The 20,133-nt window shown below is 73.2% G+C and carries 19 protein-coding genes; 7 read left to right on the top strand and 12 right to left on the bottom strand.

All coding sequences use genetic code 11. The features are described 5' to 3' along the window. Positions 1–46 precede the first annotated feature (46 nt). The 3 genes from JOF41_RS20910 to JOF41_RS20900 are packed head-to-tail and all read left to right on the top strand — an operon-like array spanning position 47 to position 4,168. Positions 47–3,118: a sensor histidine kinase gene (locus JOF41_RS20910; RefSeq protein ID WP_209621352.1), complete on the top strand. Its 3,072-nt coding sequence runs from the start codon at positions 47–49 to the stop codon at positions 3,116–3,118. Then, entirely contained in the window at positions 3,115–3,537 is a 423-nt protein-coding gene (locus tag JOF41_RS20905) for a roadblock/LC7 domain-containing protein (protein WP_189224843.1), read from the top strand. The genes JOF41_RS20910 and JOF41_RS20905 overlap by 4 nt, the downstream gene beginning before the upstream one ends. A gap of 49 nt (positions 3,538–3,586) precedes the next feature. Next, positions 3,587–4,168: a GTP-binding protein gene (locus tag JOF41_RS20900; protein ID WP_189224842.1), complete on the top strand. Its 582-nt coding sequence runs from the start codon at positions 3,587–3,589 to the stop codon at positions 4,166–4,168. A gap of 34 nt (positions 4,169–4,202) precedes the next feature. Here the strand turns inward: JOF41_RS20900 and JOF41_RS20895 are convergent, their stop codons facing one another. Both JOF41_RS20895 and JOF41_RS20890 read right to left on the bottom strand, forming a co-directional pair. Next, complete coding sequence (locus JOF41_RS20895; RefSeq protein WP_307867483.1) at positions 4,203–6,179, bottom strand: diguanylate cyclase domain-containing protein; 1,977 nt, start codon at positions 6,177–6,179, stop codon at positions 4,203–4,205. A gap of 141 nt (positions 6,180–6,320) precedes the next feature. Further along, positions 6,321–7,520, bottom strand: a complete 1,200-nt coding sequence (locus JOF41_RS20890; RefSeq protein WP_209621331.1) for a S8 family peptidase — start codon at positions 7,518–7,520, stop codon at positions 6,321–6,323. A 76-nt stretch (positions 7,521–7,596) separates the two neighbouring features. On the opposite strand from JOF41_RS20890, the gene JOF41_RS20885 reads away from it, so the two are divergent. Next, positions 7,597–10,197 carry a CHAT domain-containing protein gene (locus JOF41_RS20885; RefSeq protein WP_307867482.1) on the top strand — a complete coding sequence of 867 codons (2,601 nt, stop codon included), beginning with the start codon at positions 7,597–7,599 and terminating at the stop codon, positions 10,195–10,197. A gap of 44 nt (positions 10,198–10,241) precedes the next feature. Here the strand turns inward: JOF41_RS20885 and JOF41_RS20880 are convergent, their stop codons facing one another. Then, positions 10,242–10,595: a YybH family protein gene (locus JOF41_RS20880; RefSeq protein ID WP_229795926.1), complete on the bottom strand. Its 354-nt coding sequence runs from the start codon at positions 10,593–10,595 to the stop codon at positions 10,242–10,244. 54 nt (positions 10,596–10,649) lie between these two features. On the opposite strand from JOF41_RS20880, the gene JOF41_RS20875 reads away from it, so the two are divergent. Both JOF41_RS20875 and JOF41_RS20870 read left to right on the top strand, forming a co-directional pair. Next, positions 10,650–11,015 carry a winged helix-turn-helix transcriptional regulator gene (locus tag JOF41_RS20875; RefSeq protein WP_209621325.1) on the top strand — a complete coding sequence of 122 codons (366 nt, stop codon included), beginning with the start codon at positions 10,650–10,652 and terminating at the stop codon, positions 11,013–11,015. Between the two features lie 61 nt (positions 11,016–11,076). After that, on the top strand, positions 11,077–11,523 hold the full coding sequence (locus JOF41_RS20870) for a nucleoside deaminase (protein ID WP_229795925.1): 447 nt from the start codon (positions 11,077–11,079) through the stop codon (positions 11,521–11,523). A 121-nt stretch (positions 11,524–11,644) separates the two neighbouring features. Here the strand turns inward: JOF41_RS20870 and JOF41_RS20865 are convergent, their stop codons facing one another. Continuing rightward, on the bottom strand, positions 11,645–12,001 hold the full coding sequence (locus JOF41_RS20865; protein ID WP_189224836.1) for an STAS domain-containing protein: 357 nt from the start codon (positions 11,999–12,001) through the stop codon (positions 11,645–11,647). 56 nt (positions 12,002–12,057) lie between these two features. Next, on the bottom strand, positions 12,058–13,146 hold the full coding sequence (locus tag JOF41_RS20860) for a carboxylate-amine ligase (protein WP_189224835.1): 1,089 nt from the start codon (positions 13,144–13,146) through the stop codon (positions 12,058–12,060). 70 nt (positions 13,147–13,216) lie between these two features. On the opposite strand from JOF41_RS20860, the gene JOF41_RS20855 reads away from it, so the two are divergent. Continuing rightward, positions 13,217–14,179, top strand: coding sequence for a DNA topoisomerase IB (locus tag JOF41_RS20855; RefSeq protein ID WP_504739839.1), 963 nt, complete (start codon positions 13,217–13,219; stop codon positions 14,177–14,179). A 61-nt stretch (positions 14,180–14,240) separates the two neighbouring features. Here JOF41_RS20855 and JOF41_RS20850 read toward each other — a convergent pair whose 3' ends face one another. The 7 genes from JOF41_RS20850 to JOF41_RS20820 form a co-directional block, all read right to left on the bottom strand. Next, positions 14,241–15,173: a baeRF2 domain-containing protein gene (locus JOF41_RS20850; RefSeq protein WP_209621322.1), complete on the bottom strand. Its 933-nt coding sequence runs from the start codon at positions 15,171–15,173 to the stop codon at positions 14,241–14,243. Positions 15,174–15,318: 145 nt separating this feature from the next. Continuing rightward, positions 15,319–15,693, bottom strand: coding sequence for a hypothetical protein (locus JOF41_RS20845; RefSeq protein WP_189224834.1), 375 nt, complete (start codon positions 15,691–15,693; stop codon positions 15,319–15,321). 28 nt (positions 15,694–15,721) lie between these two features. Further along, positions 15,722–16,450: a SigB/SigF/SigG family RNA polymerase sigma factor gene (locus tag JOF41_RS20840; RefSeq protein ID WP_189224833.1), complete on the bottom strand. Its 729-nt coding sequence runs from the start codon at positions 16,448–16,450 to the stop codon at positions 15,722–15,724. 55 nt (positions 16,451–16,505) lie between these two features. Next, positions 16,506–16,874, bottom strand: a complete 369-nt coding sequence (locus JOF41_RS20835; protein ID WP_189224832.1) for an ATP-binding protein — start codon at positions 16,872–16,874, stop codon at positions 16,506–16,508. Between the two features lie 150 nt (positions 16,875–17,024). Continuing rightward, complete coding sequence (lepB, locus tag JOF41_RS20830) at positions 17,025–17,756, bottom strand: signal peptidase I (protein WP_209621319.1); 732 nt, start codon at positions 17,754–17,756, stop codon at positions 17,025–17,027. A 275-nt stretch (positions 17,757–18,031) separates the two neighbouring features. Beyond that, on the bottom strand, positions 18,032–18,217 hold the full coding sequence (locus JOF41_RS20825) for a hypothetical protein (RefSeq protein WP_189224830.1): 186 nt from the start codon (positions 18,215–18,217) through the stop codon (positions 18,032–18,034). A gap of 148 nt (positions 18,218–18,365) precedes the next feature. Continuing rightward, on the bottom strand, positions 18,366–20,027 hold the full coding sequence (locus tag JOF41_RS20820) for a hypothetical protein (protein ID WP_209621316.1): 1,662 nt from the start codon (positions 20,025–20,027) through the stop codon (positions 18,366–18,368). Positions 20,028–20,133 lie beyond the last annotated feature (106 nt).

Raw genomic sequence — 20,133 nt, 5'->3', positions numbered from 1 at the left:
TGAACTGTCGATGAATCTGGCCGGGGGGCTGGGGAGTGTGCTGACGGTGCGCGGTCACGACGACCACGCCTCCGGGGAACGACCGGAGCGAACTGAACCCGACACCGGCGCCCGCAGCGGTGCGCCCGACCAGGGGCCCGGCACCGGGACCGCCCCCGCCGACCGGGGCATCTCCCGCTGGCGGCTGCGGAACTGGCGGTTGCGCAGCAAGCTGGCGGTGGTGCTCCTGGTGCCCGCGCTGAGCACGCTGGCGCTGGCGGGCCTGCGGCTCAACACCCAGCTCGACGACGTCGAGCTGTTCGGCAAGGTGCAGCGCGAGCTGCAGCTGTCCGCCCAGGCGGCGGCGGTCTCCGACGCGCTCCAGCTGGAGCGCGACGCGGCGGTGCACTACGTCGCGGGCGGCAGGCAGGGCGCCAGCGCCGAGATCGCCGCGCGGGCGAGCAAGGTCGACCTGGAAGTGGGCGAATTCCGCGACGTCGCCGCCACGACCTCCGGCATCGACGACTCGGTGCGCGACGCCTTCCAGAAGTCCTTACAGGCGTTGGACGGCCTCAGCTCGCTGCGCAACACGACGTTGACCACGCAGTACCCCGACGTGTCGGTGGCAAGCGCTTACTCGCAGATCCTCAGCGCCCTGGCGCAGGTGCACCGCGCCACCGCGAGCAGCCTCAGCGAGCCGACGCTGACCCCGCTGTCGGGCGCGAACCTCGCGCTGTACGACGCCAAGGAGCAGTTGCAGCAGCAGAACGCGATCCTGCTGTCCACCGCCCGGCGCGGCGAGTTCGCGCCCAACCAGGTCAACGCGCTGCGCGCGGCGCAGTCCCGGCTCGACGCCGCGCTGACCGACTTCGCCAACACCGCCACCAGGGAGAACCGCCAGCTGTACCAGGACGTGGTCAGCGGCGGCGTGGTGGACGGCCGCAACCGGCTGGTCCAGCTCGCCCTGGTGCAGCAGGCCGAGCGCGGGCGGGTGTCGATCTCCGACACCGACGTCATGCGGGCGGGCGAGGAGACCGCGGCGCTGATCCGGCAGGTGTCCGACGACATCGAGCAGCAGGCCGACCGGGCCGCGGTCGCGCTGACCGAAGCCGCGCGGCAGTCCGCCTGGCGCGACGCCGCGCTGGTCGCGGTGGCGCTGCTGATCGCGTTCGGCCTCATGGCCGTGGTCGCCCGCTCCATGCTGATCCCGCTGCGGCTGCTGCGCCGCACCGCGCTGGACGTGGCCCGCAACCGCCTGCCCGAGGCGATCAAGCGCATCCGCACGCACCGCGACCCGTCCCGCGCCGCGGAGGAGTCGCTGGTGCCGGTGCCCATCCACACCACCGAGGAGGTCGGCCAGGTGGCCCGCGCCTTCGACGCGGTGCAGCGCGAGGCCATCCGCCTCGCGGTCGAGCAGGTGGCGCTGCGCGCGAACGTCAACGACATGTTCATCAACCTGTCGCGGCGCAGCCAGGCGCTGGTCGAGCGGCAGATCTCGGTGATCGACCGGCTGGAGCAGGACGAGCAGGACCCCGACCAGCTGGCCAGCCTGTTCGAGCTGGACCACCTGGCCACCCAGATGCGCCGCAACAGCGAGAACCTGCTGGTGCTCTCGGGCACCACGGTCACCCGCCGGGTCACCCGGCCGGTGCCGATCGCCGAGGTGCTCGGCGCCGCGGTGTCCGAGGTCGAGAAGTACGCCAGGGTGCAGGTCGCGCCCGCCCCGGACCTGATGGTGCAGGGCCGCGTGGTCAACGACCTCGCGCACCTGATCGCCGAGCTGCTGGACAACGCCACCGCGTTCTCCAAGCCCAGCACCAAGGTCACCGTGCGGGCCACCGAGACCCGGCGCGGCGAGGTGTCCATCCGCATCCACGACCGCGGTGTCGGGATGCAGGAGCAGGACGTCGCCGAGGCCAACCGGAAGCTCGCCGAGCCGCCCGAGGTCGACGTCTCGGTGGCTCGCGAGATGGGCCTGTACGTGGTCGGCCAGCTCGCCAAGCGGCACGACATCCGGGTGTCGCTGAGCAACAACGACGACATAGAGGGCGGTGTGACCGCTCAGGTCGTGCTGCCCGCCTCGCTGCTGCACCGCGGCCCCGAGCCGCTGCGGGCCGCCCCCGCCCCGGCCGCGCTGCCCGCCCGCCAGGCGCCCCCAGAGCTGGAGAGCAGCGGGGTCGGCGCGATCGCGGGCGTGCCCAAGTGGTCGCCGGAGATGACGCCGGTGCCGTTCCCGCAACCGGTGCCCGACCAGGCGGAGGACACCGGCGCGCCGCCGCGGGTGGAGCAGACCTCGACCGCGGACCTGTTCACCGCCACGGTCGCAGGCACCGTCCCGCCGCGCGACGGCCTGGAGCCGATCGACTACTCCTACCCGCCCGCGCGGCTGGAACCGCGGTCCGAACCCCGGCCCGAAGGCAGGCCCGAAGGCAGGCCCGGACCGCAGCGCGAACTGCGGCACGAGCGCCAGTTCGAGCCCGAGGTCCCGGTGCTCGACGAGGACGAGCCCTCGACCCAGCGCCTGCCGATCTACGAGGACGTGCTGTCGCGCTGGTTCCAGGGCGGCGGGGAGGACGAGGCCCCGGTGCGCGGCGAGCTGGCCGAGGAACCCGAGGTGCCCGCCCAGGCCACCTCGTCGGGGTCCGAGCGGACCGTGTTCGCCGACCGGGTCGACCTGGTCGGCCCGGACAGCGAGGCCGAGCCGGAACCGCGGTCCGCGCCGAGGACGTCGTCCGGGCTGCCCAAGCGGGAGCCCGCGCCCTCGCCGGTCCCGGCGTCCTCGCCGGGCTGGGGCTCGGCCGACGACGGCTGGTCCGCCGCCAACAAGCTGCTCAAGTCCACTGTGGACGACACCACCACCGCGGGTCTGCCCAAGCGCGTGCCCAAGGCGCGGCTGGTGCCCGGCTCGCTGGCCGCGCCGTCACCGCGGCACGCGGCCACTCCAGCGCAGCAGCAGCAGCCCGGCGCGAGCGCCGCCGTGACCGCCATCGCCGCGCCGCCGCGCCGCTCCGCGGACCGGCTCAGGCAGCGGTTCGCCACCTACCAACGAGGCGTGCAACTGGGGCGCGAGTCCGCTGACGACAGCGGGCTGCCCTGGGAAGGCCTGTCGTTCGGCAACGCAGACAAGGAGCAGAAGTGACCGCCGCGACCGAGGAACTCGAGAACTTCAGTTGGCTGGTCGACGACTTCGTCAGCCGGGTCGCGGGCGTGGCGCACGCGATCGTGGTCTCGGCGGACGGCCTGCTGCTCGCCTCATCGGAGCGGCTGCCCATCGACCGCGCCGAGCAGCTGGCCGCCGTCGCCTCGGGCCTGGTGAGCCTCAACATCGGCGCGGCGCGCTGCTTCGAGGCGGGCGGGGTCAAGCAGACCGTGGTGGAGATGGAGCGGGGCTACCTGTTCCTGATGTCCATCAGCGACGGCTCCTGCCTGGCCGTGCTGGCCGCGCCCAACTGCGACATCGGCCTCATCGGCTACGCGATGACCCGGCTGGTGGACCGGGTGGGCGTCCAGCTCACCCCGGAGATCCGCTCCCGGCTGCACGTCGCGATGCGCGGTTGAGCACCACCCCACTGCCGAGCAGCACCTCTACCAGGGAGAGCGGAACGACATGAGCGGTGGTGCTCCCGCGGGTCCGGGGACGCCCGTCATCTCCACCAAGATCGTGGTGGCGGGCGGGTTCGGTGTCGGCAAGACCACCTTCGTGGGGTCGGTGTCGGAGATCGTGCCGCTGACCACCGAGGCGGTCATGACCGAGGCCAGCGTCGGCGTGGACGACCTGTCCGGCACGCCGAACAAGACGACCACGACCGTGGCGATGGACTTCGGCCGGGTCTCGCTGGACCAGGAGCTGATCCTGTACCTGTTCGGCACGCCGGGTCAGCACCGGTTCTGGTTCATGTGGGACGACCTGGTCCGGGGCGCCATCGGGGCGGTGGTGCTGGTGGACACGCGGCGGCTGTCCGACGCGTTCGCCTCCATCGACTTCTTCGAGGACCGCGAGCTGCCGTACGTGGTGGGCGTGAACTGCTTCGACGGCCTGATGCACCACCGCGTCGAGGACGTGCGGGAGGCGCTGACCATCGACCCGGCCGTGCCGATCGTGCCGTGCGACGCGCGCAACCGGCAGTCCACCAAGCAGACGCTGATCACCCTGGTCGAGCACGCCCTGCGGCAGCCCACCTTCGCCTGACGGGACGCGCGGCTGGCGGGCGGTGCGGCGCGGATCAGCGCCGCACCACCAGATCCGCTCCCGGCACCGCTTCACCGTCGGCCACGACGAGCGCGCCGGTCTCCCGCAGCAGCGGGACCAGTTTGCTCAAGGCGTTGTGCGCCAGCGGTTCCACCGGGGCGGGGGCGAGCTCGACGCCGTGCAGGAGGTGTCGCTCCACAACGGACAGCTCGGCGAAACCACCGCCGAAGGAGTGCAGCAGGCGGCGCACGCCCATGTCCGCCAGCGCGGTCAGGTTGTCCTCCACCGCGTCGGCGTCCTCGCTCAGCGCCCGCGCGTCCAGGCTCAGCCACAACCACTGCGGCGGCAGCTCGGAAGTGCGCAGCGCGGTGCCCACCGACGCGGTCAGGTCCGGATCGCGCGACTGGTCCACCGACAGCCGCACCACCACGGGCAGCCGCTCCACGGCGGCGAACGAGCAGGTCTCGTCCAGCAGCCACGCCCCGAGCCTGCCGCTGAGCCCCAGCTCGTCGGCGAAGCGCAGGCAGTCGCCGTGGTCGGCGACGGCCTGCCCGTGCCGCCAGCGCAACCGCGCGGCGGCGGCCACCTGCTCGTCCCCTCGGCGCACCGGCAGGTAGTCGATCGCGATGTCGCCGCCGTCCAGCGCGCCCGGCATCGCGGCGAGCAGGGCCAGCCGGGCCCGCTCGCGGGCGTCCTGGCCCGCGTCGTAGATGCCCCACTGGCCCTTGCCGCCGTTCTCCGCGCGGCGCAACGTGCTGTGCGCCTGCCGCAGCAGCGCCATCGCGTCCAGCCCGCGCGCCGAGGTGCGCACGAAACCCATGCCCGCGGACGCGCTGACCTCGTGGCCCGCCAGCGGCACCGGCTCGGCCAGCGCGCGGTCGATCGCCTCGGCCAGCGCGGAGATGCTCGGCGTGCCGGGGGAGTCCTCCAGCAGCAGCACGAACTCGTCGCCGCCGATGCGGGCCACGGTGGCCCGTTCCCCCGCCACCACGGCGGTCAGCCGCTGGGCGACCACCTTGAGCAGCTCGTCGCCGTACTCGTAGCCCAAGCCGTCGTTGACGATCGCGACGCCGTCCACGTCCAGGTAGCACAACGTGACCGAGCCCGGCCTGCTCAGCACCTGCTCCAGCTTGGGCAGGAAGCTCTGCCGGTTCGGCAACCCGGTCAGCACGTCGTGCAGCGCCTGGTGGCGCAGGTACTCCCGGAGCACCCGCTGCTCGGTGACGTCCTCCACCACCGCCACGTGGTAGCGGGGGTGCCCGTCGGAGTCGCGCACCACCGACAGCGCCACGTTCGCCCACAGCGGGTCGCCGCGGCGGGCGGTGAACTGGCGCTCGGACCTGGCCGTCTCCGCGCCGTCGAGCGCCATCCGGCTCAGGTCCGCGCGCAGCGCCGCGAGGTCCAGCGGGTCGAACACCGCCGTGGTGCCCGGCTCGTGGTCCAGCATGCCCACCAGCGCCGGGTTGACCTCCACCACCTCGCCCCGGGCGTCGAAGACCGCGATGCCGACCGCGGAGCTGGAGAACACCTGGCGGAACCGGGTCTCGCTGTCGTGCAGCTCGCGCTGCGTGTGCTCCAGGGCGGTCAGCAGCGACGCGCGGACCTCCTCCTGCTGCGAGAAGACCTGCCTGCGCAACGCGTTGGCGTAACCGGCGGCCACCGCGCCGAGGACCGCGGGCACCCGCTCCCCGTCCCGCCCGGCCAGCCCCGGCAGCGCGGAACCCAGCACCTCCAAGGTGTCCTGGAGGCTGGTCTGGCCGGTGAACCGGGCCGACACGAGCCACTCGCCCACCGGGGCCGCCCGGTCCGGCTCGAACCGCGCCGCGCTCAGCACGCCGACCAGGTGCGCCAAGCGGGCGTCGAGCTCGCGGCGCACCTCGGCGCGCGACATCGGCGCGTACGCGCCCGCCGACAGCGCGTCGGCCCAGCGCTCGACCACCTCGGGGCGTGCCGCCATCGCCGCGGGCGGCGCGCTGGTGGCGACCCGCGTCGGTTCGGGGGGCTGCGTCACAGGTGTCGGTGTCCCGGCCGGGGCGGTGGTGGATCTCCGCAATTCTTGCGGAGGGTGCATACTCGCCGTCAACCCTAGCGCCGACCGCCCGCGGGGTGCCGCTTGGCCCGCCGTGCCCCGGTGGGGTCCGCGTGACGCGGATCAGTCGATCAGGACGCCGTAGCCGGGGAAGTGCTCGGAGGCGGCGAGGAGCTTGTCCCGTGCTTGGGGCGCGGTCAGGCCCTGGGCGGTCATGGTCCCGGCGATGCGGCCGGAGACGTGCGCGGCCGCGAACGAGGTGCCCAGCCAGTAGGCCCAGTTCTCGAAGACCTCCGCCGGGGCGCCGGGAAGTTCCCAGCGGCCCTTGAGGTAGGTGGAGGTGCGGTTGCCCACCGCGCACGCCCGCACCCAGTGGCCGTGGTTGCTGTAGCACGCCGGGCCGCGGCTGCCGTCGCGCTCCTCGGCGAGCGCGGCCACCGACGTCACGCCCGGCAGCGCGGCGGGCCAGCAGGGGCGGGTGGTGCCCTGGTTGCCCGCCGAGGCCACCACGACCACGTCCTGGTCGAGCGCCGCCAGCGCCCGGCGCACCGGCTCGGAGGCCACGTCGTCCTGGGTGAAGCAGCCCGTGGAGATGTTCACGACGTGCGCCTGCCGCCCGCCGAAGGAGGCGATGGCCGCGGCGAGCATCTCCTCGTCCCCCAGCCCGGTGGGCAGCAGGGCCCGCGCGGGCTCGATCCGGGCGCCCGGCGCGGCCTGTCGCACCAAGCCCGCCACGAACGTGCCGTGCCCGCCCCCCAGGGCGAACACGTCGGCGTGGTCGTACGCGGCGTCGACCTGGTCGGGGTGGGCGGTGAAGCCGCTTCCCAGCCACACCGGGTGATCACTCGCGGCGGTGGCGGAGATGCCCGTGTCGACCACGCCCACCGCCACGCCCCGGCCGCGCGGGTCGTCCAGGGCCGGGTCGTCCAGCGGGTCCGCCACGCCGGGTGGGCGGATGGTGTGGCCGTGCATGTTGCCGCCGTGGCCGACCGTCACGTGGTGCGGCTGCACGAACGGCACCCGCTCGCCCGGCCACTGCTGCGGGTCGCGCAGCAGCCGCACGATGTCGGGAATGTCGTCGGGATTGCGCGGCAGGATCAACCGCGCCATTCCCGCGAAATCCCGTCCCCGTTCGACGGGGATCGCCTTCTGCGCGAGTTTGCGGAGGACCCGGTCGAGTTCCTCGCCGATGGTGAGCAGTTGGCCGGGGCGGTAGAGGAACTCGCGGCCCCGCTCGGCGTGCAGCCGCACGTCCTGGCTCTGCTTGATGATCAGGTCGAATGCGCTCCGGTAAAGCTCGGCTCGATCCGGCGGTTCGGTCACCACGGCCTCACAGCGGTGTCGACGGGTGAGAGTTCGATGAAGCTATCACGGCGGCACCGGTAATAAGGTGTGGAACGTGGTGCTGCTTTCCGCCGCCGCGTTGGCGGTCCGGCAACGGGGTCCGCGCGGCGCAATCGAGATGGGCCGTTCGGCGCTGGCCGAGGCACGTCGGTCGGGTAACGCGGAGGAGGCGTCGAACGCGGAGCGCGTGATCGGGTTGTCGCTGCGCGAGCTGCACGACTTCGACGGCGCGCTGCGACACCTGCGCAGTGCGATTCGCCTTGCCGAAGGAGCGGGGTTGGCGCGGACCGCGGCGCTGGCGCGGGTGGACCTGGCATTCGCGCTGTCCGACACCGGACGGCACGCGCAGGCGTTGCGGGCGATCGACGAGGCTTTGCCGGAGTTGCGCGAAAGCGACGTCCCCATTGCGCGGACGCAACGCGGCTCGGTGCTGCGTTGCTTATGCTGGTACGACGAGGCGTTGCGCGAGTACAACTGGGCCGTCGAGGCGGCGCGGCGCACCGGGGACGAGCTGGGCGAGGCCCGAGCCCGTAATAATCGGGGTTTGTTGCGCGCTTATACCGGCGGTTCGCGCGCGGCCGACGAGGATTTCGACCGGGCCGCCGCGCTGTACCGGGAGCTGGGGCTGGAGCTGGCGGTCGCGGACGTCCGGTGGAATGCGGGGATTTCCGCGTCGCGGGCGGGTGACGTGCCGCGCGCGCTGACCATGTTCGCCGAAGCCGAGCGGGAGTACCGGCGGCTGGCGGTGCCCCGGCCGCTGCTGCTGGTGAACCGGTTGGAACTGCTGGTGTCGGTGCCGCTGCTGGAGGAGGCCCGCGCGGCGGCGGACCGGGCGCTGGCCGAGTTGGCCGAGGGCAACCTGGTGCTGGGCCGCTCGGAGTCCCGCTTCCACCGGGCGCGGATCGCGCTGGCCGAGGGCGACCTGGAGCTGGCCGCGACGATGGCGGCGCTGGCGCGCGAGGACTTCCGCCGGGAGGGGCGCGAGGTGTGGGCGGCCGGTGCGCGGCACGTGCGGCTGCGCGCGGCCTATCTGAGCGGGCAGCGGACCCGGCGGCTGTGCACGGAGCTGGAGCGGGTGGCCGCGCGGCTGGAGGAGCTGGGCTGGCGGGTGGCCGGGCTGGAGGCGCGGGTGGACGCCGCGCTGGTCGCGCGGGACCTGGGGGACCGGCGGCGGGCGGTGGCGCAGCTGGAGGTGGCGGCCCTGGCACGCCGCCGGGGCACGGCCGCGCAGCGAGCGCAGGGCTGGTACGCCGAGGCGCTGCGGCGCGGGCTGGAGGGCGACCGGCGCGGCGCGCAGTCGGCCCTGCGGCGCGGACTGGTGCTGCTGGACGAGTACCGGGTGTCGCTGGGCGCGGCCGAGCCGCGGGCGCTGAGCGGGGCGCAGGGCGAGGCACTGGCGCTGGAAGGACTGCGCGCCGCCGTCGCGAGCGGACCCGCCGCCAGCGTGCTGACCTGGGCGGAGAGCTGGCGGGCCGGTGCGCTGCGGATGACCCCAGCCCGGCCGCCGGAGGACCCCGGCCTGGCCGACGCGCTGGCCGAGCTGCGCGCGGTGACCGCCGACCTGGACGCGGCGCTGTCAGCGGGCAAGCCCACCTCGTCGCTGCGCGGGCGGCAGCTGCGGATGGAGCAGCGGGTGCGCGAGCTGACCAGGCGCACCAGCGGCGGCGCGGTGCACCGGCCCCCCTCGGTGCGCGAGCTGGCGCGGGCGCTGGGCGCGGCGGCGCTGGTGGAGTACGTCGACCACGACGGCGAGCTGCTGGCCGTGGTGGTCGCGGGCGGGCGGGCCAGCCTGCACCGGCTGGGCGCGGCGGACGCGGCGGTGCGGGAGATCCGGCTGCTGCGCTTCGGCCTGCACCGGCTGGTCACGCTGCCCGAGCACCTGGACCGCGCCCCGGTGCGGGCGGGCGCCGAGCACGCCGCGCGGCTGCTGGAGTCGCGGCTGGTGGCGCCGCTGCGGCGGCGGATCGCCGACCGGCCGCTGGTGCTGGCCCCGACCGGGCCGCTGGCGGGCCTGCCGTGGTCGGTCCTGCCCTCGTGCCGAGGACGCGCCCTGGTGGTGGCGCCCTCGGCGACGGTGTGGTTGCGCGCCGCGTCGTCGCCGTCGGCGGGGTCGGGGCGCGCCGTGCTGGTGGCGGGACCCCGGCTGCCCGCCGCGCCTGCCGAGATCAACGCCGTCGCACCGCTGGCGGGGGAGTCCTCGGTGCTGGTGGGCGAGGCGGCCACGGTGGACGCGGTGGCGGCGGCGATGGACGGCGCGCCGCTGGCCCACGTGGTCGCGCACGGCTCGTTCCGCGCGGACAACCCGCTGTTCTCCACGCTGGAGCTGGCCGACGGGCCGTTGGCCGTCCACGACCTGCAACGCCTGCGCACCCCGCCGGAGCGGGTGGTGCTGTCGACGTGCGGGTCGTCGGTGCGGCCGGGGGACGAGCTGATGGGGTTCACCGCGGCGCTGCTGGGGCTGGGGACGCGCACGCTGGTCGCCCCGGTGGTGCCGGTGCCCGCCGACAGGACCACCCCGCTGATGGTCGACTTCCACCGGCGGCTCGGTTCGGGCGCGTCACCCGCGCAGGCGCTGGTCGCGGCGCAGGAGGCGCACTCGGCGCGGGGCGACGAGGAGTTCGCGGCCGCCGCCTGCTTCCTCTGCTTCGGCGCCTGACGCCTGCAAGTACCACCCGACCCGTCCGCCGGGGCAGCTGACTACTACCCGGCGGTGCCGAAGGGGTTGTCGACGGCGTACCGCCAGCACCCGTCCGCCCCGCGCCGGGCCACGTCGGTCGCGGTGCCCGCCACCTCGTCCCCGATGGTCCAGTCGACCAGCAGCAGCGCGACGTCACCCGCGACGTAGACGTGCCGCGGTCGCACCTCGATCGGCAGGCCCAACGCCTGGAACCGGCTGTTCGCGGCACGGGCGGGCGCTCCGGTCAGCGGCACGCCGGGCTCGGGCACGAACACCGCCCCGCTCTCGTACAGCTCGGCCACGGCGGCGGGGTCGCCGCTGTTGAACCGCTCGGCGAACACGGCGGGCAGGTCCTCGGGGCGCTCGGCGAGCCGCACCGGCAACTCCTCTCGGGCAGGATCGGCACGACCGCGACGCTAGGAGGCGCCCTCGTGACTCACCAAACGGTTGGCCTGCCCGACGACCCCCGCGCGGAGGTCGCCGAGCCCAGCCCCGTGTGCCCGGTGGAGATCACCCTGGCCGCTCTGCGCGGGCGCTGGACCACCCTGGTGGTCCGGGAGCTGCTGCGCGGCGACCGCTCGTTCAGCGACCTGCGCCGGGCGCTGCCCGCGCTGTCGGACAAGGTCCTGGCCGACCGGCTGGCGCAGCTGACCGGCGCGGGCGTGGTGGACCGGCACCGGGAACCGGGCTGGCCGCCGCGCACCCGCTACCGGCTGACCGACGCCGGACGCGGGCTCGGCCCGGTGCTCCAGGCGATGTGGGACTGGGGCGAGCGCAGGCGGAGCCTTGACGGGTAGTGGCAAACGGCCCCGTGGATCGGGCCGGGTAGTACTTGCCGACGCTCTAGGGTGGGGTGGCATGGACGTGCGGGAGATGCTCGCGGTGGCCGTCGCGGAGGCCCGGCAGGGCCTGGTCGAGGGCGGCATCCCCATCGGCGCGGCGCTGTTCGGCCCCGACGGCGACCTGCTCGGCCGCGGGCACAACCGCCGGGTCCAGGACGGCGACGCCTCCACCCACGCGGAGACCGCCGCGTTCCGCGCCGCGGGCAGGCGACCGGGCTACCGGGGCACCACCATGGTGACCACTCTCTCACCCTGCTGGTACTGCAGCGGGCTGGTGCGGCAGTTCGGGATCTCGCACGTGGTGATCGGCGAGGCCCGCACGTTCCACGGCGGCCACGACTGGCTGGCCGAGCACGGGGTGCGCATCACACTGCTGGACGACCCGGAGTGCGTGGCCATGATGACCGACTTCATCGCGGCGCGGCCCGAGCTGTGGTTCGAGGACATCGGCCAGGAGGGCTGACCCCGCGCGGTCCGCAGGCGCGGACGGCGGCTCGGGAGTCGGCCTGGCCCGGTGGTCCGTGCCGTCGTCGGGGGGCGGCCAGGGCGTCGTCGCCTGCTGGCCGCCGTCCCCTCGGTGCGGATCAGACCTGGGCCAGGGCGTCCTCGACCGACTCGACGATGGTGAACACCGAGCTCAGACCGGTGGCCTGGATCGGTCGCAGCGCCGAGCGGTTGGTCGCCACGAGCACCAGCCGCACACCGAGCTCCTCGGCGCGCTGCCTGCCCACCACCAGCGACTCCAGGCCCGCCGACCCCAGGAAGCGCACACCGCCGAGGTCGACGACCACGGCCCGCACCCCCTCGGACAGGTTCGCCTTGAGCGGCTTGGCCAACTCTTCCGCGCTGGTCGTGTCCAGTTCTCCGGACACGTGCAGCACCACTACGCCGTCCGCGGGCCCTTCGACCCGCACGGAAGCGAGCGTCGCGGGTTCCGGCACGCCGGTCTCCTCTCACTCTGACGCCGCCGGTGCGGCGCTCGGTCCACGGTAATACGTCAGCGGTCGTCGGCGATGGTCTCGGTCAGCACCATGTCGACGAGCTCCCGCGCGTCGGCGGCGGCGCCGAGGGCCCGGCGCTGCCGCGCGGCCCCGCTGCCGTGCCCGCGCAGCCACTCCAAGCGCGCCTCCACCTCGGCCAGCACGCCCGCGTCGCGCAGCGCGGCCGAGCCGCGCCCGACCAGCTCGGCGGCCAGCTCACGGGCCTGCACCAGGCCGCCGGTGCGCGGGTCGATGCCCAACCCGTCCACGCCGTCGCGGGCGGCCCGCCAGTACGCGCCGCGCAGCAGCACGTCGTCGACCGGCTCGGGCTCGCCCTCCTCCGCCGCAGTGCGCGCGAAGGCCCGGACGATCTCGGCGATCACCACGGCGTCGCGGCTGGTCAGCGGGATGTCGGAGACCCGGATCTCGACCGTGGGCACGTGCGCGGAGGGGCGGATGTCCCAGTAGACCATGCCGGGGTCCAGCAGCACGCCGGTGTCGACCAGCGTGGTGACCAGCCGGTCGTAGTGCTCGGCGGAGTCCAGGTGCGGCGGCGGGCCGCCCACCGGCCAGCGCGACCAGACGATCGAGCGCCAGCTCGCGTACCCGGTGTCACCGGCCTGCTCGATGGGGGAGTTGGCGCTGAGCGCGAGCAGTGTCGGAAGCCACATGCGCAGCGCGTTGGACACCCGCACGGCCGTCTCGCGGTCCGGCACGCCGACGTGGACGTGCATCCCGCACACCCCCTGGCCGCCGAGCAGCTTGCGGTGCGAGTACTGCATCCGCCGGTAGCGCGGCTCGTCGGTGTTGGGCGGCGGGCCCGCGGTGCCCAGGGGCGGGACGGCCGAGGCCATCAACCTGCACCCCGCCGCGTGTGCGGCCTTGGCCAAGTGGGTACGTCCCAAGAGGACCTGGTCGTAGAGCTCTTCGGACGTCCGGCAGACCGGGGTGGCCACCTCGATCTGGAAGGGCGTCAGCTCGCGTTGCACGTCGAGCTCGTCGCCCGCGTGCTCGGCCACCTCCTCGGCCAGCGGCACGGGGTGGCGGGTCTCGGGGTCGACGAGGAAGAACTCCTGCTCGACCCCGACGGTCCACGGCTGCGTCATGCGCAGCCCTTACCCATTCCGAGGATGGATCAATCATGCGTGTTTGCCGGGGTCTGCCCGAGGGCACCTCGTGGCGGTGAGATTGCGGCGCAGCGACCCGTCGGCCCCCGGCTGGCGCAGGCGGCGGCGCGGGCGCGGGTTCAGCTACGTCGACGCCGAGGGCGCGGTGCTGGACGACCCCGAGCAGCTGGCGCGGATCAAGGACCTGGTGATCCCGCCCGCCTGGCGCGACGTGTGGATCTGCCCGCACCCCAACGGCCACATCCAGGCGGTGGGCATCGACTCGGCAGGCCGCAAGCAGTACCTCTACCACGAGCGGTGGCGGCGGGAGCGCGACGAGGAGAAGCACGACCGGGTGCTGGCGCTGGCGCCGAAGCTGCCCGCGTTCCGCGAGCGGGTCGCGAGCGGGCTGCGGGAGCGGGACCGGGCCATGTGGGTGGCGCTGGCGCTGCTGGAGCGCGGCGTGTTCCGGGTGGGCGGGGAGACCTACGCCGAGGACAACGGCTCGCACGGGGTGGCAACGCTGCTGTGCGGGCACGTCGCGGTGCACCGGTCGGCGGTGGACTTCTGCTATCCGGCCAAGAGCGGTGTGCAGTTCACCACCACCGTGGAGGACCGGGAGCTGGCGCGCGCCGTGGCCTCGTTGCGGCGCGGGCGCGCGGCCGAGGAGCGGCTGCTGGTGGACAAGGCGGGCAACCCCGTCCGCTCCGACGACGTGAACCAGCGGTTCAAGGAGCTGGTCGGCGAGGAGTTCTCGGTCAAGGACCTGCGGACCTGGCACGCCACCGTGCTGGCCGCCGCCGCCTTCGCCTACCAGGGGCGCCCCGACTCGAAGCGGGGCCGCAAGCGCGTGGAGGCGGCGGTGATGCGGGAGGTGTCCGAGGCGCTGGGCAACACCCCCGCCGTGGCTCGCAAGTCCTATGTGGACCCTCGGGTGGTCCGGCTCTACGAGCGCGGGGTCGTGCTCAACACGCGCCGGACCGACCGCGAGTCGCTGGAATCGGCGGTGCTGCGGATGTTGCGACGGGGGTGAGGTCCCGGCCCCACACGACGGCGAGGCCGCCGGGAAGGCGGCCTCGCCGTCGTGGTGGAACTCAGGGGGTGAGGAGGGCTCCGACGTCCTCGTGCAGGCGGACGGCGCCGCCCACCAGGACGATCTCCGCGTCGTGCTCGACCGCCAGCAGCGGCAGCACCTCGTCGGCCCGACCCCCGCCGATCAGCCGGTCGCCCACCAGGGGATCGCTGAGCAGCAGCGTGGCCACCCGGCCCTCGCTCAACGCCGTGAACACCGCGTCCATGCCCTGCACGGCCCGCCCGGTCATCCGGGTGGCCTCGTCGCGGAACCGCACGACCACCGCGCGCCGCTCGTTCCGGTTGGCCCGCCCGGCGAGGTGGTGCACCGCCGGGTCGGCGGGCCCCTCCATCTCCACCACCAGCCGGTGGCACCGGCCGGGCAGCGCGACCCGCAGCGCCCGCCGCGCCGACAGCGGCCCGGACAGCACCAGCAGCTCGGCGCGCAGCCGGTCGACCAGCGCGGTGGCCTCCTGCGCCACGTCCCGCAGCTCCACGTCGTCGAGCCCCGGCGGCAGTGGCCCGCTCTGCCGCGCGCCCACCGTGGCCACCGCGACCGGCCTGCCCGAGGAGTCCACCCCGCGCAGGTCCGCGCTGCGCTCGTCGACCTGCACGACCACGTGCGGGATCAGCGGTTCGGACAGGTCCACCAGCGGCAGCAGGTAGGGCAGCGGCCCGACCCGCTCGGCGCTGCCTCTGGGCGGCACCGGCAGGTGCCGGTCCAGCACCACGTGCCCGTCGGCGGCGATGAGCGCCCGCCCGGTCATCCCGTGCTGCCGCGACCTCCTGGCCACGGCCTCGTCGAGCGCGCTCAGCGAGTCGGCGTCGGCCTCTTGCGCCTCCAGCCTGTCGCGAATCGTCTGCCAGCGCAGGTCCACGTGCTGGGCCGCGTCGAAGTACACCGAGATGAACGGCCCACCGGCGCGGACGACGCTGCGCAGGGAAGCGGTGTGCATCGCAGGCACTCCTCCCAGTCGTCCTCACCGGGGAAGTACCCGTCGCGGAGTGCTGACAATCTCTCACCAGAGGTGTCGATCACACTATTTTCGGCCGTGTCCGGGCGCGAAAATCCCACCCGCCCGATGCGGGGCGGAAAGTGGATCAGGAAAGGCGGTGGTGCGTCCGGTTGCCGGTCGGGCGATCGCGCAGCGCGCACCACGCGCAGCTCTCCGCGACGGCGACGAACGCGAAACCCGCGAGCAGGTGCAGCACGTTGCCCAGCACTCCCGCGTCCAGCACGCTGCCGGACTCGCTCGCCCCGAGCGCGAAGGTGGACAGGAACACCACGCCCATCAGCACGCCCATCCCGCGAGCGATCTTGGTGCGCACCGCGGACAACCCCACCAGCACGCCCGTGACCAGGTGGAACACCCCCAGCGCGGTGCCGCCCAACCAGACGGTGTCAGCCAGGCCCCACGCCGTGAGCAGCACACCCAGGCAAAGCGCGGCGCGCTGCGGCCACGAAAGCCCCGTCATCGCGACCACCCCTTTCCCGTCTCGCTGTTCAGCCGTCGTCGAGCAGATCCCGCAACCGAGCCAGCGAGCGGCTCAACAAGCGTGACACGTGCATCTGCGACACGCCCACCGAATCCGCGATCTGGCTCTGCGTCATGTTGCGGAAGAAGCGGAGCACCACTATTCGACGTTCCCGTTTCGGCAGCCCCCGTAACATCGGGTCGAGGGCGTGGTGGAGTTCGACGACCTCCAGGGCGGGGTCCTCGGCGGTGAGCCGGTCGGTGAAGTCGCCCTCGTCCAGCGAGAGCAGGTGGTGCGCGGAGGCGGCGTGCAGGCCCTCGTAGACCTCGTCGAGGCCGATGCCCAGGTGCTTGGCGACCTCGCTGGGCGTGGGGGTGCGGCCGTTGAGCCGGACCAGCTCCACCCGCGCGGTGTCGATGGCGGTGCACAGCTCCTTGAGCCTGCGCGGCACCCGCACGGCCCAGCCCTGGTCGCGCAGGTAGCGGCGGACCTCGCCGGTGATCGTGGGCACCGCGAAGGCGAGGAAGTCGATGCCGCGGCGCACGTCGAACCGGTCCACCGCGTGGATCAGCCCGAGCGCGGCCACCTGGCGCAGGTCCTCCACGGACTCGCCGCGCTCGGCGAACCGGTCGGCGATGTGCCTGGCCACCGGCAGGTGCTCGGTCACCAGCCGGTCCCGCAACTGCTGGTAGCGGTCCCCGCTGCGCTCGGTTTCGGCCAACTCGTGGAACAACGGCTGGTAATCGACCACGCTCATCCTCGACACCCCGACTCGACGCGCGGCGCGACAGGGGGCGGGTGGTCGACCGCGCTCATGCCCGACACCTCAGCTCGACGTGCAGCAGGCCGTTCCCGTCGACCCAGCTGGCCACCGCGTCCGTCACCGAGCTGACCACTCGCCAGTACAACGAGTCGTGCGCGGGAACGGTGACGGCCGACGAGCCGACCTCCGCGCGGAACCGGACCGAATCCGGCTCCACGTCGAAGCGGCACTGCAGCAGGGAGTGGTCGCGGGCCTTGGCGATCAGCGCCGAACACGCCTCGTCGACCGCGATCACCAGGTCGGCGGCCAGCTCCGGGGTCCAGCGGCCGAGCCGGGCGACCTGAGTGGCCACGGCGCGGACCGTCGACAGGCTGGCGGGCCGTGCCGCCACTGTGAGCTCCACCTCCGAGCTGTCCATCCCTGCCGGTGCTCCTCAGCCTCGGTGCCGATAGCCCGATGCATACCCACCGGGGAGCAGCCCTACACCAAGGGTGGTAAGCCGATCAGGTCCACAGAGGACAGGCGTCGGAATCGTGAAAGCGGCCCGATCCGGCAGCGCTGATGGCGGTCAGGAGTCGCGCGTGGAGCGTTCGCCCGCCGGCTCCCCGCTCCGGTCGCGGCGGCGTGCCAGCGCGAAGCCCGCCGCGAACCACAGGACCGCGGCACCGGCCAGCGACAGGGAGGCCCACCGCAGCGGGGCGCCGCTGTCGAGGTCGACCGGCGGACTCGCCGGGAAGCCCGCGTCGGCGAACGCCGACGTCGTCGGGACCGGGACGACGCCGTCCTCGGTGCGGACCCCGACGACCCTGGCGACCACGGCCGACCGCGGCACCGGGCCGAGGTCGCCCGACCGCGAGTCCCGCGAGTGGTTGCGCCAGTCGCCCGCCAGGTACACGTGGTCGTCGGGGACCTGTGCGGCGAACGGCGTGTGCACCCCGCCGGGGCCGTCGGACCGGAGGTAGTCCTCGGCGATCGGGTGGCCGTTGACGTAGATGCTGCCGTCCTTCGCGCAGCACCCCACCTCGTCCCCGCCCAGACCGATCACGCGCATGACGAACACGCCGTTCCGCTTCCCGTCCCAGGGTTCGGTCCGGAACAGCACGACGTCGCCGTGCCGGGGCTGGTCCCGGTCGAGCGGCGCGGTCACCACCACGCTGTCGTCCGGCACGGTGCGGCCCATCACGCCCTTGCCGTAGCGCAGCTCGTCGAAGGCCGCCCACCTGGTGCTCAGCGCCAGCAGCACCAGCGCGACGACCAGCAGCACACCCACCGGCACCCATCTGACGACGAACCTGACCACCGTCGACTCCCCCGCGCCCGTCACAGAAGAGCAGCATGGCCGATCGGCGGTTTCGCTGTCCCGCGTTTCATCCCGGACGCGGGTGCTGGTCTTCCGCGAGCGCGGTGGAAGCCGATGTGGCGGTGGTGCACCCATGACCACGGCGGGTCCGCGGTCTCGTCACCGCGAACCCGCCGCTTCAGCGCACGGCGTCACGAGCCCCGGTCGCGGTGCCGCTCCCGCGAGGGGGAAGTCCAAGGGGCACTGGTCTGATGCGGTCCAGCCGACGTCGCACGCTAGTGGTCGCGGCGCTCGGAGGGCTGGGGGTACACCTGGTCCATCTCTTCGAGAGCGTGGTACAGCTCGTCCACGGACAGCTGCGGGGCGCCGGGGGTCGAGGTCCAGGTGTGGTTGGCCACGTAGTAGCCGAGGGGCTCGGTGCGCCCCGGTCTGTGCTGCCGGGGTCCGATTAAGTTCGCCATGGTCCATCCTCCGGTTCTGGATACCCGATCCTGTTGAGTCGGATTTGTCGGTTCCGGTGCGTTGTCGCTCATAGCTCTTCCCGTCCGGGGCAACCAACGTGATTTGCGGTCGAAGGAGGGTAGCACGAGAAAAACCGGGATACACGCGTTAGTGAACTTCTTTAGCTAGAAGGTGCGAATACTGCCAGGTGCGCACGAGGCACTGGTAGCCGATCCGGGCGGCGTTGAGCAGGGCGAGCGCCACGGTGATCGCCCAGCCGAGGTCGGTGATGCCCAGCAGCGAGTTGCCGTCCGGGACCTGCGGCCACGAGCGGCCCTGGCCGAAGCTCTTGTGCAGCATGAACAGGCCGCAGCCGGTCAGTGACAGCATCGCGGTGACGACCAGGCACAACCGGGCGGAGAGGGTGCCCTCGAGCAGCTTCCGGGACGGGGCGTCGAACCCCAGCCAGGCCGCGGCCACCGCGGGAAAGGCCAGCAGGAAAGCGGGCGCGTCCGTTCCGGGGTCGGGGAACCTCGAGTTCACGAAACCGATCAACCACAGGATCGCCAACGCGGCCGCGGCGGTGATCGCGGCTCGGAGCACCGATCCGGGCGGGACCTCGAAAAAGCTCAGACGAATAGCGGGCCGTTCGCTTTCCGTGAAAGCGGGCATGTACCGGCAGTAGAAGTGCGCGTGGGGTTGTCCCAAGCGCCGCCGGAAACGGCAGTGCGGCAGGGTGGGCGCGCCCTCGGCCCGGCGTTTCAGCGCTTCGTCGAAGCCGGTGGCCTCCTGGCGGGTCAGGAACAGGTCGTCCGGGGCGTGCACGTGGAGGTGGAAGCTCTCGCAGGTGGGGGCGTTGGAGATGTCGAGGTTCAGGTCGACGGGGCGGGTGCCGAAGACGAGCCGGAAGAACCCGGCCCACCTCCTCGCGGCGGATCGGCCGAACTTGACCTCGGGCATCAGGGTGAGCTGGTACTTGAAGCGGTGTCGCCGACCGACCGGTCCGTGCACGGAGGCCACGATCGGGTAGTTCTCGGTCAACTGCCGCACGAACAGGCCCGCCAGCTTGCGGGCCGAGGTGCTGGCGACCTGGAGCTGCTCGACCGCTTCGGCTCCGCTGAAGTCGACGACGGAGTGGGCCCTGGTGTCCCGGCGCTGCACGATGCCCTGCAGGGCGAGGAGTTCGGCCTGCTCCGCCTCCGGGGGCAGGTCGCTGCCCAGGGGGAGCCGGTACGCCGTGAGCAGCAGGATGTGCAGCACCTCGGCGGCCAGGCCGAGGTACTGCCGGTAGGACAGCCACTGGGTCTCGTCGCTGTTGGCCTCGTAGATGTGGAAGTCGTCCAGCAGGTCGCCCTTCTGGTTGATGACCACCGGCAGGTAGACGTGCTGGGGAGTGGCGGCCTCCAGCAGGCGCTTGGGGATGTCCAGGTCGACCGTGGCCAACTTCTGCAGGGTCCTGCGGCTCGGCGTGTACTCCTCGACGACCCGGCGGCGGAACTGCTCGGGCTTGACCACCGCCCCCGCGAAGACCCTGGCCTCGTGCAGTTGCAGCTCGCCCGAGTTCTTCTTCGCCTCCCGCTGCAGGGAGGCGGCGCGGTCCACGGGCACCTGGTGGAACTTGAAGGGGTTCTTCGGCTTCGCCAGGAACGGCCTCCGGTGGAAGTGCCGCGTGTGCAGCACGACCGCGGCGGCCAGCAGCACCAGCAGCAGCGCCAGGACCTGCCAGCCGCTGCCCCGGTGTCGGACCACGGAGGTGGCGGTGAGCGCGTTGAGGACGATCAGCGTCATGATGACGACGCCGGAGAGGAACTTCAGGTTCTTGGTTAACACTGCGGTCCTCGGCGGGGGAGAATTTCCGGTTTTGCTGCTGCATGTCGCCGGGACCGGTGTTCACGTTACGTAATCACTCTCGTGTCACTCGGGTGGGGGAAGTGGT

Source organism: Saccharothrix coeruleofusca, assembly GCF_017876325.1.
Classification (GTDB): domain Bacteria; phylum Actinomycetota; class Actinomycetes; order Mycobacteriales; family Pseudonocardiaceae; genus Actinosynnema; species Actinosynnema coeruleofuscum.
The sequence above is the reverse complement of the archived record's forward strand: the minus strand, read 5'-3'. Positions and strand labels throughout refer to the sequence as shown.